The 16,629-nt window shown below is 73.3% G+C and carries 12 protein-coding genes; 3 read left to right on the plus strand and 9 right to left on the minus strand.

Annotation, left to right across the window (positions count from 1 at the left end):
- Complete coding sequence (locus tag LK06_RS32895; RefSeq protein WP_107067952.1) at window positions 1-201, minus strand: thiazolylpeptide-type bacteriocin; 201 nt, start codon at window positions 199-201, stop codon at window positions 1-3.
- A 202-nt stretch (window positions 202-403) separates the two neighbouring features.
- Here LK06_RS32895 and mhpA point away from each other — a divergent pair, with 202 nt between their 5' ends.
- Window positions 404-2,047, plus strand: coding sequence for a bifunctional 3-(3-hydroxy-phenyl)propionate/3-hydroxycinnamic acid hydroxylase MhpA (mhpA, locus tag LK06_RS31915; RefSeq protein WP_078858840.1), 1,644 nt, complete (start codon window positions 404-406; stop codon window positions 2,045-2,047).
- Here the strand turns inward: mhpA and LK06_RS31920 are convergent.
- Genes LK06_RS31920 through LK06_RS31955 form a run of 8 tightly spaced genes read right to left on the minus strand, consistent with a single transcriptional unit; the run spans window position 1,971 to window position 13,844 of the window.
- Window positions 1,971-2,819, minus strand: a complete 849-nt coding sequence (locus LK06_RS31920; protein WP_234367565.1) for an ABC transporter permease — start codon at window positions 2,817-2,819, stop codon at window positions 1,971-1,973. The genes mhpA and LK06_RS31920 overlap by 77 nt on opposite strands.
- Window positions 2,810-3,802 (minus strand): ABC transporter ATP-binding protein, encoded by a 993-nt coding sequence (locus LK06_RS31925; protein WP_199806272.1) that lies wholly within the window; start codon window positions 3,800-3,802, stop codon window positions 2,810-2,812. The genes LK06_RS31920 and LK06_RS31925 overlap by 10 nt, the downstream gene beginning before the upstream one ends.
- Window positions 3,802-4,836, minus strand: coding sequence for a thiopeptide-type bacteriocin biosynthesis protein (locus LK06_RS31930; RefSeq protein ID WP_234367566.1), 1,035 nt, complete (start codon window positions 4,834-4,836; stop codon window positions 3,802-3,804). The genes LK06_RS31925 and LK06_RS31930 overlap by 1 nt, the downstream gene beginning before the upstream one ends.
- 22 nt (window positions 4,837-4,858) lie before the next feature.
- Window positions 4,859-6,376: a nitroreductase family protein gene (locus tag LK06_RS31935; RefSeq protein WP_039649867.1), complete on the minus strand. Its 1,518-nt coding sequence runs from the start codon at window positions 6,374-6,376 to the stop codon at window positions 4,859-4,861.
- Between the two features lie 14 nt (window positions 6,377-6,390).
- Window positions 6,391-8,349: a TOMM precursor leader peptide-binding protein gene (locus tag LK06_RS31940; RefSeq protein ID WP_039649869.1), complete on the minus strand. Its 1,959-nt coding sequence runs from the start codon at window positions 8,347-8,349 to the stop codon at window positions 6,391-6,393.
- Window positions 8,339-10,132, minus strand: coding sequence for a hypothetical protein (locus LK06_RS31945; RefSeq protein WP_159025357.1), 1,794 nt, complete (start codon window positions 10,130-10,132; stop codon window positions 8,339-8,341). Before LK06_RS31945 ends, LK06_RS31940 begins: the two co-directional genes overlap by 11 nt.
- Entirely contained in the window at window positions 10,129-12,696 is a 2,568-nt protein-coding gene (locus LK06_RS31950; RefSeq protein ID WP_043433515.1) for a lantibiotic dehydratase family protein, read from the minus strand. The genes LK06_RS31945 and LK06_RS31950 overlap by 4 nt, the downstream gene beginning before the upstream one ends.
- Window positions 12,693-13,844 (minus strand): hypothetical protein, encoded by a 1,152-nt coding sequence (locus LK06_RS31955; protein WP_052269778.1) that lies wholly within the window; start codon window positions 13,842-13,844, stop codon window positions 12,693-12,695. Before LK06_RS31955 ends, LK06_RS31950 begins: the two co-directional genes overlap by 4 nt.
- Window positions 13,845-14,463: 619 nt before the next feature.
- Here LK06_RS31955 and LK06_RS31960 point away from each other — a divergent pair.
- Both LK06_RS31960 and LK06_RS35415 read left to right on the plus strand, forming a co-directional pair.
- Window positions 14,464-15,012, plus strand: coding sequence for a transposase (locus LK06_RS31960; RefSeq protein ID WP_052269779.1), 549 nt, complete (start codon window positions 14,464-14,466; stop codon window positions 15,010-15,012).
- Complete coding sequence (locus tag LK06_RS35415; RefSeq protein WP_063891038.1) at window positions 15,012-16,619, plus strand: alkaline phosphatase family protein; 1,608 nt, start codon at window positions 15,012-15,014, stop codon at window positions 16,617-16,619. Before LK06_RS31960 ends, LK06_RS35415 begins: the two co-directional genes overlap by 1 nt.
- The last annotated feature ends 10 nt before the right edge of the window (window positions 16,620-16,629 follow it).

Here is a 16,629-nt window from a genome sequence, read left to right on the forward strand (position 1 = left end):
TCAGCAGCAGCAGCAGGTGGAGGAGGAGGACGAGCAGCAGAGGCTGGCCGACGTCGACTCGGCGGCGACGCTCATGCTGGACGAGCTCGCGCCCATCTCCGGCAGGCCCACGCTGTCGGAGACCTCCAGCACCTCCAACTCGGCGATGTCGAAGGAGGCGAAGAGGTCGCCGGCCGGGGTCTCGTTCGCAAGAGTGCTCATGTAGGGGTCCCTTCCCTTGCTCGTGCAGAGGGCTTCGATGACGCGCTGATGCTGGCAGCCGGGGGTCGGCCGGGACAACGGCTGCCCGGGTCGCCCTGACATTCATCACGTTCTTTCCCGGAGGGGGTTCCGCGGGGCTGTCCGGCGTGGAACGAGGGCTAGCGTGACCACGTTTCCGGTCTTCCCGGGAAGGGAGAGAAAGTTGAACGCTGCGCCGCCCCCGGCCTCGCAAGAGGCCCCCGCCGATGTGCTCGTCGTCGGGTTCGGCCCGGTCGGCCAGGTGTTGTCGATCCTGCTCGCCCAGCGCGGATGGCAGGTCACGGTCGTCGAACGATGGCCCCGGCCGTACCCGATGCCCCGAGCCGTCGCCTTCGACGCCGACGCCGCCCGCATCCTCGACGCAGCGGGGGTGGGCCCCCACCTGAGCACGTTCGGGGAGCCCTCCGAGGACTACGTGGTCGTCGATGCCGCGGGCCGCACCCTGCTCCGTATCGGGCTGGGCCACGACCCCGCACACCGCTGGCCCGCCTCCACCTCCATGTACCAGCCGGGCCTGGAGGAGGCATTGGAGCGGCGCGCCCAGCGGATCCCGAACCTGCGGCTGCTGCGCGGCCATGAGGCGGTCCGGCTGGCCGCCCGGGACACCGGTGCGGACCTCACGGTGCGCCGTGCGGCCGGCGGCCCGGAGCGGGTGCTGCGGGCACGCTGGGTCGTCGGGTGCGACGGTGCCAACAGCATGGTGCGCGAGGCGATGGGGGCCGAGCTGAGCGACGGGGACTTCGCGCTGGACTGGATGGCCTGCGATGTGACACCGCACCGCGCGGCTGACTTCCCGCCGTGCAATGTGCAGATCGCCGACCCCGCGCGCCCCCGGGTGGCGGTCTCGGCCGGGCCGGGGCACCGCCGCTGGGAGTTCATGCGGCTACCGGGCGAGTTCCCCGACACGTTCGGTACCGCCGAGAACGCCTGGCGGCTGCTCGGGCTGTTCGGTGTCGAACCGGGCACCGCCACGCTGGAACGCCACGCCGTCTACACCCTCACCGCCCGTAACGCGGACCGCTGGCGGGCCGGGCGGGTGCTGCTCGCCGGGGACGCCGCCCACCAGATGCCGCCGTTCGCCGGACAGGGCATGTGCTCCGGCCTACGCGACGCCGAAGACATGGCGTGGAAGCTGGACCGGGTGCTGGCCGGTGCCGCGCGTCCGGAGGTGCTGGACAGTTACGAGGCCGAGCGCCGCCCACACACCCAGGCCAGCATCGACCGGTCGGTGGCGCTCGGCCGGATGATCTGCCTGACCGATCCGGTCGCCGCAGCACACCGCGACAACGCGATGGCGGTCCGGCCGGACGCAGACGTCGCCCGCCCGGCACAGCCCGGCGTCCACGCCCCGGAAGGGGGCCTGTACCACCGCGGGGACGACGGCACGCCGGGCCCCGGTGCCGGGCTGCCGGTGCCGCCGTCGGTGCTCGGGGCCGCCGGGCACCTTGGCCCGGACCCGGTACTGCTGACGGCTGACGATCCCGCCGCGCTGCACGGCTTCGGCCTGCCCGCGTGCGCGGAGCGCTGGCGACTGCGGCTGCGCCGGCTGCGGCCCGGGGACGCCGTCGACGACCTGCTGCGGGCCTGGCTGGAGTCGCTCGGCGCGACGGCGGCCGTCATCCGCCCGGACTGCCGGGTCTACGGCCTCGCCCGGAACCCGGCGGAGACCGAGGCCCTGCTGCGGGAGCTGGCCGACCGCTACGCGCCGTCCCTGGAGCCGCGGTGCCGGGTCAGTGGAAGCGCTGGCCCTCGTCGCGCCGGTACGCGTACACCGACAGCACGGCCAGGAGCACCGTCCACACGATGAAGGAGACGGCCGCGACCGGGTTCAAGTGGTAGTCGCCCACGGCCGCCCACATCAGCTCGGCGGCGCCCCGAGTCGGGGTGAAGGGCGCGATCGTCTCGATGAACCCGGGCGCCTGGCCTGCCCCGGAGAACAGTCCACCGGCGAAGGCGAGCGGGAAGAACGTCAGCTGGACAACCGTCAACGCCGCCCGGATCGGCAGCAGATAGCCGATCGCCAACCCCATCAGGGTGAACGGGATCGACACAAGCACCACCACGACCAGGCCGGTCAGAAAGCCCAGGAGCGTGGTGGTGGCCTCCGTCGCCACGGCGGCGATGACCAGCAGCGGGATCATCGACAGCAGCATCGTGAGCAGCCCGGACAGCAGCCGCCCCGCGAACTTCGCACCCGGCCCGCTGGGCAGGGTGCGGGTGTAGAGGTCCCACGGGTGCTGGCGCTCCTCCGCCACACCGATGCCGTGCCCGAAAAGGTTGCTGATCATGGTCGTGAAGACCACCATCGCCGCCGTCGCGTAGGTCGCGCCCACGGGGTCGTCGCCGGCGGCCGGGACGACGAAGAACAGCATCGACGCGCTCGGGAAGAACGCCGTGCCCACCAGCGCGATCGGGATGCGCATGGTCCGCAGCAACTGGTAGCGCGCGTGCATCAGGGTCATTCGGACCTGGGTGCGCAGGGCCGCGCGCATCCCCTGGTCCGGTTCCGCCGCGCCGGGCAGCAGGCCGGCGGGCGCCTCATCGGAACTGCTTGCCGTCTCCGGCGTGCTTATCGCCACGGGCCGCTTCCCCACTGTGTCGTCGCCGCGGGCGCGCCGGCCGGGGTGTCGTCGGCCCCGGTCTCGTCCGCGAGGGTGAGGAACGCCTCTTCCAGCGTCGCCGAGCGGACTTCCAGTCCGGAGAACGGCGCCCGGCTGTTGACCAGATCGCGCACCAGCGCGTCGGCGTCGGGGGTCAGCAGATGCACTCGGCCGTCGACGCGTTCGGAGCTGAGGATGCCGGGCAGCGGGGGCACCTCGTCGGCCAGCAGGCTGACACGCTGGGCGTGCACCAGCCCGCGTAGCGCGTCCACCGTGTCGTCGGCGGCGACCCGGCCTCGGGTGAGCACCACCACACGGTTGGCCAAGTGCTCGATCTCCTCCAGATAGTGGCTGGTCAGCAGCACGGTGCCGCCCTCGCTGTGGAAGGCGCGGATCACCTCCCACAGGGTGCGGCGGGTCTCCACGTCGAGGCCGGTGGTGGGTTCGTCGAGGAACACCATGCGGGGCCGCCCCACGAAGGCCAGGGCCACTGCCAGGCGGCGCTTCTCGCCGCCGGAGAGCCCGCCGGTCTGGCGGCGCTCCTTGTCCAGCAGGCCGAAGCGGTCCAGGAGTTCGCCCCGGGGGACCGGGTTCTCGTAGTGGGCGGCGGCGAAGTCGGCCACCTCACCGACCCGGAGTGTGGGCGGCAGCCCGGTCTCCTGCGGGGTCACCCCGATGAGCCTGCGGTGCACGGGCCTGCGCGGGTCGCCGCCGAACAGCTCGCAGTGGCCCGAGGACGGCCGCCGCAGCCCGACGAGCAGGCTGAGCAGCGTGGACTTGCCCGCGCCGTTGGGCCCCAGCAGGCCGACCAGTTCGCCGGCGCGGACCTCCAGGTCGATCGGGTGCAGCGCGGTCTTGCCGTCGTAGGACCGGGACATCCCCACGGTCCGGACGGGCACCGGCGGTGCGTCGACGAACGGTGCGGCCGGAGGGTCCGCTGCGGTGAGCAGGGTTCGTGCCATCAGTGCTCCTTGGGTGCCGGCTGCGGAACGGCGTCGGCGGTGCCGGGCTCCGCGAGCGGGAAGAGGTGGACCAGCCGGGCATAGGTCTGCAGTTCCTCGGCCATGGTCAGCCCGAGCCGGTTGTGCAGCATGTGGACGTGGGAGAAGAAGACCTCCCCGGGGTGTTCGGCGGTGCCTTCCGTACGGGCCCGGTCGGCCAGGTCGCAGAGCAGGGTGTGCCAGGACCCGAACGGGCCGTGCTGGGCCGGGTCCACGGCGGGCGGTGCGGTGGCGGGGCGCTTTCCGGGGCCCGCGCCGGATCCGCACAGCCGGTCCAACTGCTCGGTGGAGAGCCGGAATCCGGCCCCCACCATCTGCCGAAGCGCGTCCAGTCCGCGCGCGTAGAACATGGCCTGGTCGGTCGGGCCGCCCAGCGCCGTACCGGCGGACATGGCCGCCCGCAGTGCCATCGCCGAACGCGACCGCGAGTCGGGCAGCCGGGGTAGGAAGGCGCGTACCAGTTCGCTGGAGAGCTGGAACAGCCGCTCGGTGGCGGGCATCAGGGCGGGACCGCCGTACCGTTCCGTCTCCGGCACATAGGCGTCCTGGTACACGCCCGGGTCCCGGGGGCCGGCCAGCCGGGCGCCGCGGTGCGGTTCCTCCAGCACGGACAGCTGCCGGGCGTGCCTCAGATACGCGTCCTGGTCGATGGGCTCCTCGCCCTCCTGGAGCCGGGCCGCGCGGCCGAGCCGGTCCTGGAGCAGCCGTTCGGTGCGCGCCGTCTCGGAGGCGGTCAGCCCTGCGAGCCGCAGCCGCAGGTGCGGCCCGTGCTGCCAGTAGCGGATGAAAAACCAGGGGCGGTCGGGGAACAGATCCACCGCGGGGCCGATCACCTCGGTGATCACCCTGTCGTGCGCGGACCGCGCCATGGAGCCGAGATGAAGGTGCCAGGAACGCCACCGGGCCGCGGGGCCCAGTTCACGGGAGGCCGGTGCCTCGGGGGTCAGCCAGCGTGCTGTCCGGGACGCCGTGCTCCCGGTGGTGGGGGACTGCACCGTTGTCGTCTCCATTCTCTAGTCACTGCCGGAGGTCGAGCAGCGGGCCGCTGAACCGCGACGTCCCGCTGATCACTGCGAGTACGACCATCTCGTCGGCCGGCAGCCCGAGGATGCGGCGTGCGGGCGCCTCGCGGAACGCCCGGACCGGGCGCGCGTAGAGGCCCGCCGATGCAGCTGCCAGGGTCAGTCCGTGCACGGCCCAGCCGCAGGTGTACTGCGCCGCCGTCCAGGCAGTGGTGCCGAGCTCCCCGGCCAGTTCCCGCGGCCGGAACGACAGGAACCACAGCACCGACGCGTGCCGCACGTCGCACCCGTTGCCCGGTGCGAGCGGGTAGCCGTAGATCTCCTCCAATCGGGCCGGCACGCCGGGGTCGGTGGCGCGCGGTGTGTACGCCGCCGGGGTCACCTCGTACACCCCGTCGGCGTGGCCCGCCACTGCCTGGGTGACGGCGGTGACCCGTAGCGCCCCGGCCGCAGCCGGCAGCCCGGCATACGGCGGGGGCGTCAGCAGCCAGTCGCGCGCGGTGTCCAGCACCCCGCCCGGTACGGGGCGCGGCCGGGCGTTGTTCCCGAACAAGCCGCGCGGCATCCGGCCCGAGGTGCGGCGCCACAGCACCTCCGCCCAGGACAGGCCGGTGTCCGGCGTGCCGGGCGGGATGGCCGTGTCCACCGGGGCCGGGGCGGCGGGGAACCGCTGGGCGCGGTTCATCTCCACCACATCGGCCATCACCGCGTCCGGCACGGCCTCGGCCGGAGCCGGGTCGTGGCCTGGACCGATCGGGGCGGTGCCGGCCAGCTCGACCACCAAGGGCAGGGTCCACTCCCAGCTGGGCGTCAGGCCGAACTCCGCCAGCCGTTCCCGGGCGCCGGGCCCGGGAAACCGCACCCGGGCCGCAACCCCCAGCAGTTGGAGGGCGATGCACACCGCGCGCAGCGCGATGCCGAGCTCCAGCTGCACCAGGGAGCCCCGGTACCAGCGGTACGTGGCGGGCAGCCGGGTGAAACGCCCGGTCAGCAGCACCTCCCGCGCCGACGAGGGCGCGGACGAGGCGCCGGACAAGCCGGCCAGCGCCCGCCGGTACGGGTCGAACACCTGCCGCCTGCCCCGGTCGTTGACGAGGACCTGCACCGGGAACTTGGCGCGCACCGAGGCATAGCCCCGGTGGTCGTTGAACGGATTCTCCGGCTCGCGTCGCTGTACCCCGAACGCCGCGACCAGCGCGTGCGCCAGCGCCCGGTCCTCCGGCACGCCGGTGATCCGGCCCGCCGGGAACGGGGCGTCCTCCAGGAGCTCGACCGTCCCCGGGGGCAGCACGGTGAGGTCGTCGAGCCGGGCGGTGCCGGGTAGCCGGGGGGCCACCGGCAGCGCGGAGACCGGCACACCGGACGGCGGCTCGGCGTCCGGGGGCATCGGCGGCACCGTGGGCCGGTCGGCCCCGGCGGCGAACAGGTACCACATCCGGTCGCGGGCCATGGTGTCCGCGTCCTCCGGCACCGGGCCCGCCTCTTGCGGTGCGAAGGCTTCCGGTACGTTCACAGCTGCCTCCGCGGTCACGGGAACGGGTGGGGGTCGTAGGGCGCCGTGCGGTGTTCCGCCGGGGTGCCGGCGAGCGCGGCCGCCAGCCGGGGGAGACCGGCCAGCCGCTGCTGGGGCTGGCCGAAGCACATCGGCGTGATGCCGGGCACGACCGCCTTGGCCACCGCGAGCCCCAGGTCCCGGTGTTCGACGGTGGACTGATCCACCGTCAGGATACGTTCGAGGCCGGCGTCCGCGAAGAGCCCCACGGTGAAGTCCAGTGCCCGGCGCACATCGTCGCCCGCCGCGTCCCGCAACCGGTGTGGCCAGGCCGGAAATGCGTCCCGCAGGGCGACCGCGGGCCCGCCGAGCACCGAGGTGACGCGGGACAGTGCCTCCGGCAGCGAGTACAGCTTCAGGTGGTCGTGCAACTGGTCCACCAGCCACGGGTCGGCGAACATCGGCTCGATGTCCTCACGGGTCCAGGTCACCGGGTCGGTGACCAGCTGCGTCAGCTCCCACAGGGCGGTGCGCGCCACGACCACCGGGTCGGAGCCGGAGCCGGCGGCGGAGAAGCAGGCGGGGAAGGGCCGTTCCCGGTTCACCGCGAGCGACCAGATGACCGGGAGGTCGATGTCGTCGGTCGCCACCAGCAGATGGACGTCGAAGCCGTGTGCACCGATCAGGTCCAGCAGCCGCCGCGAGGCCGGATCGGCGACGGAGGAGAGCGCGATCGTCGGCAGCGGGGCCGCCCGGTGCCAGGCATTGAGGAAGGCGTCCCGCTCCGCCAGTTCGAACAGCGAATGCAGCACTGCCTCCTCCGGCGTCGAGCCCAGGGCGCAGCCGCTGGAGGAGTCGTGGAAGTGGAAGGTCCGCTCGCGCGAGTCGCTGCGCCGCACCGTGTCGTATGCCCGCCGGAACCTGTGGTCGTACTGGTAGAAGCCGATCTCCGCCGGGACCAGCAGCGACGGCCCGCCGTGCAGGTCCCGGGCCCACACCCAGTCCATCGGGGTGTCCGGGGTGTACGGCGTGACCCGGCTGGCGGGATGCGCCAGTTGCTCCTCGGTGTACTGGCCGAGGGTGCCGGGGTCCACCGCCCGGTCGGCGACCTCGCGGTAGCTGACCGGACCGACGACGGCCGCCTCGTGGGGGAAGCCGCCCAGCCGTTCGTACGCCTCCAGAATGGCGACCGGCTCCGCGTCGGCGAAGGTTCCCGCGCGGGCGAAGCCCATGGCCAGCGAGTCCGGCAGCGACGCCAGGCTCATGGCGTACGGGGGCAGTGCCTCCCGCACGACCCGGTCGACCGGCCCGAACCGGGGGTCCACCGTCTGTGCCCGGAGCCGGCCGGGCGTGAGCAGCCGGGCTCCGTCCGCGCCACGCGTCGGCCCGTCCGGGCCGGCGGGTATCCGGCGCGGCGCCAGCGGGGCGGGCGGGGCCAGGACGAGCCCGTCCGGGTCGGCTGCACAGACCCGGCAGCGGGCGCTGCGCCGTACCAGATGGCGGCGCGAGGAAGGCCCGCCGAGCGCGTACAGCTCGCCGGTCTCCAGCGGGCGTTCGTCCAAGTTCCGGAGGGCGGGGGCCAGCATTTCCAGGAGGAACGGGCGGCGCATCGCGGGGCGGGAGACCGGCCGCAGGGGGTCGGCCGCCAGAGGATGGCCGGCGACCACCCGGGAGCGCAGCTCCGCGCAGCCCGCGCAGCCGCCTTCCGCGCCGGGGACCCAGTAGGGACCGATCAGCACCTCGCCGCCGAACAGCCGGACCGACAGATGTGCCCGGCCGGCGGCGGACGCGGCGTCCACCCGCGCCTGCTCCCAGTCCGCGTTCCAGCCGCGGTTGAGGGAGAGCGTGCCGGGCAGGGCGGCGGCCAGCGGGCGCAGCGCTTCCGCCCACTCTCCGGCGGCGGGCCGGGCGAGGTCAGGACCGGTCAGCACCGCCGCGTCCGGGCCGGGGACGGGGGGCGGCGGGGCGGGGGCTGTCATGATCTCACCGGGCATGTACGGGCTCCTCGGCGTGCGCCAGGGGTTCGGGGGAAGCCAGGTGGGCGGGGCCCGGGGCGGGGTTCAGTGAGACCGGGCCGAAGAAGACCGGCAGGGTGCCGAGCACCGGGTCGGAACGGAGCGGCGTCCCCGTCGGCTCCCCGGGAAGGACGCCTGCCTCGGCGCGGGCGGCGATCTGCGCGCGTAGCCGCGCCAGCGCCTTTGGCCCTGCCGTGCGCACGGCCCCGGTGTGCACGTCCGCGACGTCGGCGCCGGGCCGCAGCTGGTCCGCGATGCGGCGGGCCAGCACCGTACCGAGGCAACCGTGCACGGCCTCGTCCACGGTCGGTCCCCATCCGTGCCCGTACAGCTCTTCGGTCTCGGCGTGCACCGCTCGGGCCAGCGCCCAGCCGACGCCGGGTACTTCCAGCAGCCGCACCGCCACCGGGAGGCCGTGCTCCTCGGCCAGGGCGCGTCGCACCACCTGACTACCAGGCAGCAGGCGCTCGGGGACCTGCCGTTCGCTCGGTACGGCGTGCTCCGTCAGCAGCCGGAGTGCGCCGTCCAGCAGCCACAGCTCCTCGGTGGTCCCTGCAGCGCCCACCGCCGACGCGCTGTCCGGTCCGGCCAGTCGGCGCAGTGCGTCGAGGGCGACCGCGACGGTGGCGCCCTGCTGGTCTCCGGCCCAGCTGATGACTCCGGCCCCCGGGCGGCCGGGCAGCCTCGCCTCGCGCAGGGCCAGCGGGAGCTGCGGCAGGTCGCCGCCCTCGGTCAGCTCCAGAAGCCCGGTCCAGGGCGCGGGCAGCGGGGCGACGACACCCTGCAGCGCCGGGTCGGCCGTCGAGGCGTTCCCGGCCTTTGCCGAAGCCGGGGCGGGCTCCGTCGCCTCGTCACCCGCCGCCGTACGCAGTACGTCCGCGGACAGATCCTCCCCGTGCACGACATGCGCACTGCCCGGGGTACCGACACCGGCCAGCACCTCGAACACTAGCTGTCCGGCCAGGGCCCCCGCCAGCGCGTCGGCGCCGGGTCGGGGCGCGGACCCGGTCTCCTGGGCCGTGGCCCAGTCCTCGGCACGGGCTGCCAGCGCGTTGGCGGTGTCCGCGCCGGACCCGCCGGTCACCACCGGGCCGACCAGTGCGGTGGAGCCGAGCCGTACGGGCACTAGCGGTACGCCGTCGGGGAGCCCGAGAAGCGGGACGGCGTCGGCGGCACCGGTGCCCTCGGCGCACCAGATCACCGCGTTCACGCCGTTGGCGGTGTCCGCGCCGTCCACTCCGTCCGTGAGCAGCGTGGCGCCCAGCCGCCGGGCGGTGGCCACCGCGTCGTGCGGGTCGGTGGGGGCGAGCACCAGCCGCCCCACGCCCGCCCTCGCCAGCCCGCGCGCCGCGGGCAGCACGGCCGCGCAAGGGCCGTACAGCAGGACCCGGGCCGAGCGCAGCACGGCGAACGCGGCGTACGGGTCGTCGCTGAACGCCTCCAGGTGGGCGAGCGCTTCGCTGAAGTGCTCCCGGGTCTCCGCGTCCGGTGCGGCGGCGCTGAACCGTCCGGGGTCCAGCAGCAGGTCACGGGCGCGCAGTTCGTCGGTGAGCCTCCGCACGGCGGGGCGGGCCCGCTCGGAGCCGAGGGCCGTCACCATCTCGTCCTCCGTGGTGCCCGTCTCCAGCAGGGGGACGCAGACGTCCGCCACCGTGAGCAGTACCTTGGGCCCCAGGACGACGAACTGGGTGTGCGGCCCGCTGAAATAGACGCCTCCCGAGACCGGTGCGTAGTGAAGATACGGCCGTGACCTCATCGTCATGCGGTCTTTCCTCCGTAGGTGAAGGGGGCGCCGGCGGTCCGGGCGATCTCGACCACCCATTCCGCCGCGTGCCGGGAGTCCGCCACGGCGGGCAGGGCCTCTTCGAGGTAGCCGGGGCTCCGCCGGTCCATGAGCCGGGGCAGTACACGTACGCTCACGGCGCTCTCCAGGTCGGTGTACTGGGGTTTCTGCCGCTTCCGGTGCTCCTCGGCGCCGAAGCCGAGCGCGGCGGCGGCCTGGAGCGCCTCGGTTCCGTAGGTGGCCTCCAGCGGTGTCTTGAGGACCACTTCGGCGGGTGCGCCGTGCCGGGTGCGCCAGAGGGCGAGCGCCCGGAGCCGGTCGGTCTCTTCCCGGCCGGCGGTGACGGCCTCGGCGAGTTCGGCCCCGCCGTACCAGCGCCGCCGGGCCAGCACCGCCCGCCCCACCACGACCCGGGGGCAGGCCCGGGTGGTGGTGCCCGGACCGCCCGCCGACGCCTGCCAGTCGCCGACGAAGTCCTCCATCAGACGCCCGCCGCTGACCAGCCAGGCCGCGATGCGCACCGGGACGGGCAGGAATTCGGGGTGTCCGCTGCCCAGGGTCAGCACCCGCAGATCGCGGCCCTCCGCGTCGCGGACGCACAGCGCGTCGGTGGCTGGGTCGTGGGCGAGGCGCAGGGCGGACCAGCCGTCGGCGTCGATGCCGTCCGGCAGGACCTGGGCGTGCGCGTTGACGTTCAGCCGGTGCAGCCCGCGGTCTTCGGCGACCTGCCGACCGTCCGCCCCGTATTGCCGCCGCAGCCGCTCCGCCAGATACGGCAGGGCCCGGCCGCCCAGCTCTCGGTCGGCTCCGAGGAACCGGCCGTAGAGCATGCCGTGCCCGGCGTAGGCGTCGTTGAAGACGAGCCGGTCCCGCCAGGGCTGCACGAGGACCCCGTACGCCAGCGGGTCCTGCCGGAAGCGGTCCGGCAGTCCGGCGACCAGACCGCGGGTCTCCCGCGCGGACAGCATCACCTCCCGGGCGTCGGGCCCGGCGGCCGTGAGGATGTCCCGCATCCGGGCCAGGACGTCCAGCCGCAGCTGGTGCAGCCGGCCGAGGGAGCCGTCGGCCGGGCCGCTGTCCTGCGGGATGTCGCCGTCCAGCGAACCGCCCCGCCGGTACACCTCGGCGGCGATCCGTTCGGCGTGCTCGACGAGCGGTACCTCGGCTCCCGCCCCGTACCGCTCCACGAAGATCGCGGAGAGCACCGCGCGGATGTCGTGCAGCCGGTCGAAGACGGAGAGGAGTTCCACGACCGCCGCCATGTCGTCGAGGGCGGCGCCCCAGGGGGCGGTGTCCACCGCCAGGGGCGGCAGTACGTAGTCCTCCTCGACCAGTACCTGCGCGGGCCGGGCGGCACGGTGGCTGAGGTCGGCGAGCGTGCCGCGCAGTCGGGTGAGCACGGTGCCCCGCTGCTCGGCCGGGGCCGCGCCGACCTCAGGGAGCAGTCGGTCCACCTCCGCCAGCAGCGGGGCACCGGGCCAGCCGGGGCGGTCGAGCATCGTGCCCAAGGGCAGTGTGCCGTCCTCCGGGCCGTCGCTGAGGCAGAGGATGCCCGCGCGTACGGCACCGCGCACGGCGGTCAGCGCGTCCTCGGTCGGGCAGCGCAACTCCCCGGCCACCTCCGCCACGACGGCGGACACCTGCCTGGCACCCAGGGCGACGGCGTTGACCAGCGGACGCACCGGTCCCGCGACCGGGACGGAGAGTCGACGGATGACATCCCCGGCGGGCTGAAGGAACATCAGCTTCTCGCGCCCTGGCCCGAACTCCGACGTCGGCGGCAGCTGTACCCAGTCCTCGGAGCCCAGCGGCCGGTCCGGGGCGGCCTCGAACCGGAGCCCGCCGAGAATGTAGTGCAGCATGATCCGGTCGAGTCCGACGACCGGGACCGCGCCGACGGGCGTCACGTCACCGAGCGCGACGCCCTGTGGACCGGGAAGGGCCAGTCCCACTGCGGTGAACCGGGAGAGCGGACTGGTACGGACCATGGCGCGGGTGACGTACTGGACCAGGCCGCGTTCGGACTTCCGCAGCCGGGCGGACAGCTTCCCGCCGCCCTCCAGGGCGGCCCGGTAGCGGTCGGCGCCGGCGGCCACCTCCGGGGCGACCAGGGCGAGCGAGCGCCTCAGGTCGTCATCGGCGAGGAGTCCGGCCAGCCGCTTCCGTTCCCGGTCCGCGGCCTGCGGGTACTCCCGGTCCAGCGCTTCCCGCAGACTGTCCCGCGCGTCGCGGGCCGCCCGCCAGCGGGTCATCGCGGGCACTGGATCGTCCTCGGTGCGCGGCACGCGGTCGTTGTGGACGTCCCGGCGCAGCGCGATCAGCGGGCCGCGCTCGCCGGGGTCGGCGGTTGCGCCGATGAGTTGGTGCAGCTCCGCGGAGCAGACCTCCGCGGTGGCCTCGACCTCGTTCTCCGCGGCGCACACCGCGTCCAGCAGCGCGGCCAGTACGGAGTCCGCCAGACGTGTCCGGGGCAGCGGGTTGACGCGCAGCATCCACAGCGGCTCACCGGCGGGGGCGTCCTCGCCGGTACACCGGGGCCTCACGCGGCGGACCCGGCGGGCCGGCCGGCCGCCGCCCGGGACAGGCGGTCGCTCCAGGATTCCCCCAGCACCTCGTCCACGGTCTCCGCGATGGCGTAACACAGGTAGTAGCGGTGCAGCGGGGCCACGTCGAGCAGCAGGAGCTGTTGGTAGAACAGGTTGATCAACAGCCGGTACGAGGCGAACCAGTTGGTGGTGCCTGCCAGCGCCCCGGAGGCGTTCACGGCCGCGTGGAAGTCGCTGCCCCGCTGGCCGCTGACGTCTTCCTGGCCGGGCGGTCCCATCGTGCGCTCGTCGAAGCCGCCTTCCCGCTCCTCCAGTGTCCGCAGGGTCAGCGCCTCCTGCGCGACGGCCGAGTCGAAGACCCCCATGCAGTACTGGAACGCCTGACGCCAGCGGGCCGCCGAGGGGCTGCAGGTGTCCTCCAGCGTCTGCTGCACCAGGGCCCGCAGCAGCGGTGCATCGCCCGCGAGACGGCGCGCGAAGGCCGGCCGTACGTCCTTGCGGGGCGCCGCCCAGGAGAGGAACGCCTCGGCGTGACTGCGCAGCGAGAACACCCCGAACGGGATGCCGGAGTGGTGGGCCGCCGCCAGCGCGACCATTGCTTCGGCCACCCGGGTCGGCAGCGTGCCCGTCCCCGAGGTGGCCTCCGCGACCACCGCCGTCAACGGCCGGTTGATCCGGGTCAGCGCCAGGTCGCACAGGGCGTTCAGCGGCTCCGGCCAGGTCGCGGTCCGCGTGGCGTTCAGCCATTCGAGCCGGCCGTGCGGGTGCATCGGCAGATAGGGCGGCTCGACCCGTTCCAGCCTGCCGAACTCCCGAGCGCGGGCGAGGTATTCCTCCTCGCTCTGCTGCTTCTCCGGCGCCAGCGGCCCCGCGTCCAGCTTCGCCGCGAGGTCGTCCCAGGGCAGCACTGCACCCCCTTCGCCCCCGGCCGGCCGGGCCACCAGGTCCACGTGCGGTCCGTGCAGCCACCCCCGCCGCACATACAGCACCGGTGCGTTCAGTTCCTCGTCGAGCACCCGGACGGCCGGAAGGACGGCGCCGGCCAGCCACTCGGGATTGATGCCCCCTCGGGTGTAGAGCCGGACTCCGGTGGTGCCGCCTGGGGCACGGGCCGGAACTGCAACGGAGTCGGAATCCAGGTTCAAGCTGTGTCACCTGCCGTGATCGGGGCGGTCGGGGCGAGCCGCCGCCGATCCTGCGTCGCCGCCCGGGGAGCGGACAACGGCAAGGAGAGCCCGGCTGACATGCGTCATACGTTTGATGACACTGATCACTGACAGCGGATGAGGTATTGACGGCCGCGCGACCGGCCCGCATAGGACCGACCGAATGCGCCACGACGGCGGGTGCCGGGCCGTGCGGGAGTCATGGGCCATCGGGGACGAACGCAGCACCGACCTTCAGCAGGCTGCCCCCGTCGCTGACACCTGGCTTGCCCGAGTGATGTGGGAGTGCCGTGGTCACGTTGTGGTCGACGGTGCACGGCGGGTCATCCGATCAGCGCCCCGGTGGTGGGCAACCTGTTGCACCCGATGGGTTTCAGCCGAACTGGGCATTGCGGTTCGGGACTTGACTACCGGCACGGGTTTTGGCCATGCCCAAGACCTGCACCGGCATGGTCGAGTCCCTGCGTGTGCTGCGGATCACCCGCTCCACCGCCGTCAGGGCCCGCTGTGCGGTTCTGCAGGTGCTGCGCTGCCAGATTCTCTCCGCACCTGAGGAACTCCGCGACCGGTTACGGAACCTGACGCGCACGAGGCTCGTTTGCACCTGCGCCGCCTGGCGGCCGGACGCGGACGCCTTCCGCGACCCCGTCTCGGCCACCCGTATCGCGATCAAGCCCCTGAGCGCCGCTCCCTGGAGCCCAACGACGAGGTCGCCGCCCTCGACGCGAGGATCGAGCCTCTGGTCCGCGAGCTGGCACCCTCGCTGCTGGAACGGACCGGCTTCGGCATCGAGAACACCACCCAGCTCCTGGTCACCTGCAGCGACCACCCGCAGCGGGTCATCTACGGGGCCCGCTGCGCCAAGGCGTGCGGCGTCGCCCCGCTGCACGCCTCTTCTGGGAAGGCCCAGCGCCACCGGCCCAACCGCGGTGGCGACCGCCAGACCAACTCCGCCCTCCACGCGGCGGTGGTCTGCCGCCTGCACTACGACGAAGCCGGACCCGGAGAACCGGGAACGCGCGGTAAACGCGGAGGCCCGGTGCGAACGGTCCGTGAACTGTTGCCTGAAGGGCTTGTGGAGGTTCCTACACGGCGGCACTGTCCTCATGGACATGACCAGCCCACCCTTCAGTGTCAGGAGACCTGATGCACAGCCGACCTCGGCTCGTATCGGCCGCCGCCGTCCTCGGCGTCGCCGCCGGTCTGACCGCCGCGACACCGGCGCAGGCCGCCTCTGTTCCCACTCCCGACCACGTGGTGGTCGTGATCGAGGAGAACCACTCCTACGGGGACGTCATCGGGGACACCACCGACGCCCCGTACCTCAACTCCCTCGCCACGCAGGGCGCCGACTTCACCGACTCGCACGCGATCACGCACCCGAGCCAGCCGAACTACTACGACCTGTTCTCAGGCGGCAACCAGGGGATCACCAGCGACTCGTGCGTCACCCCGGGGTTCTCCTCCGCGGCGAACCTCGGCTCGGAGCTGCTGGAAGCCGGCAAGTCCTTCGCCAGCTACAACGAATCGCTCCCGTCACAGGGCTGGACCGGCTGCACATCGGGCGCGTACGCACGCAAGCACAACCCGTGGTTCGGCTTCTCCAACGTGCCGACCTCCACCGCGCACACCTTCGGTCAGTTCCCGACGGACTACGCGACGCTGCCGGACGTCTCGTTCGTGATCCCGAACCTCGACGACGACATGCACGACGGCACCGTGAAGCAGGGCGACACCTGGCTGAAGAACAACCTCGGCGCGTACGCGACCTGGGCGAAGAGCCACAACAGCCTGCTCGCGGTGACGTGGGACGAGGACGACGGCAGCACCTCTAATCAGATCCCGACCATCTTCTACGGCGCCGGGGTCAAGGCGGGCGACTACAGCGAAACGATCAACCACTACAACGTGCTGCGTACGCTGGAGGACGCCTACGGCCTAGCCGCCACCGGCAACGCCTCCTCCGCCACGCCGATCACCGACATCTGGTCGACGCAGACCGGCAACACCGTTACGGTCACCGACCCCGGGAATCAGTCCACCACTGCCGGCAGCGCTGCGCGTCTCCAGATCAAGGCCACCGACTCGGCCGGCGCGGCGCTCACCTACAGCGCCACGGGCCTCCCGGCCGGACTGACCACCGACTCGTCCACGGGCCTGATCTCCGGCACCCCGACCACCGCCGGGACCAGCGACGTCACCGTGACCGCCAAGGACTCCACCGGCGCCTCGGGCAGCGTCTCCTTCACCTGGACGGTCACCAGTCCGCCCGGAGGCGGCTGCACCGCGCAGCAACTCCTCGGCAACCCCGGCTTCGAGACCGGCAGCGCCGCGCCCTGGACCGCTACCTCCGGCGTGATCAGCAACGCCTCCAGCCAGACGCCGCATTCCGGCAGTTGGTACGCCTGGCTGGACGGCTACGGGTCCACCCACACCGATACCCTCGCCCAGACGGTGACCATCCCCGCCGGATGCACCGCCGGCTACTCGTTCTGGCTGCACGTCGACACCTCGGAGACGACCACTTCCAGAGCGTACGACACCCTTACGGCCCAGGTGCTCGACGGCTCCGGGAAGGTGCTGGGCACCCTCGCCACATACTCGAACCTCGACGCCGCGAACGGCTACACGCAGCGCACCTTCGACCTGACGCCCTACGCCGGGCAGACGGTGACGCTGGAGTTCACCGGCTCCGAGGACTCCTCCCTCCAGACCAGCTTCGTCATCGACGACACGGCACTGGACCTCTCCTGAGGAGGGTCGG

Origin of the sequence: Streptomyces pluripotens (assembly GCF_000802245.2) — a bacterium.
In the GTDB taxonomy this organism is placed as follows: Bacteria; Actinomycetota; Actinomycetes; order Streptomycetales; family Streptomycetaceae; genus Streptomyces; species Streptomyces pluripotens.

What these genes read in the sequence shown, in the direction of transcription:
- LK06_RS32895 (WP_107067952.1), bottom strand. Translation starts at nt 201, where the DNA reads ATGAGCACTCTTGCGAACGAGACCCCGGCCGGCGACCTCTTCGCCTCC.
- LK06_RS31925 (WP_199806272.1), bottom strand. Translation starts at nt 3,802, where the DNA reads ATGGCACGAACCCTGCTCACCGCAGCGGACCCTCCGGCCGCACCGTTC.
- LK06_RS31940 (WP_039649869.1), bottom strand. Translation starts at nt 8,349, where the DNA reads ATGCCCGGTGAGATCATGACAGCCCCCGCCCCGCCGCCCCCCGTCCCC.
- LK06_RS31945 (WP_159025357.1), bottom strand. Translation starts at nt 10,132, where the DNA reads ATGACGATGAGGTCACGGCCGTATCTTCACTACGCACCGGTCTCGGGA.
- LK06_RS35415 (WP_063891038.1), top strand. Translation starts at nt 15,012, where the DNA reads ATGCACAGCCGACCTCGGCTCGTATCGGCCGCCGCCGTCCTCGGCGTC.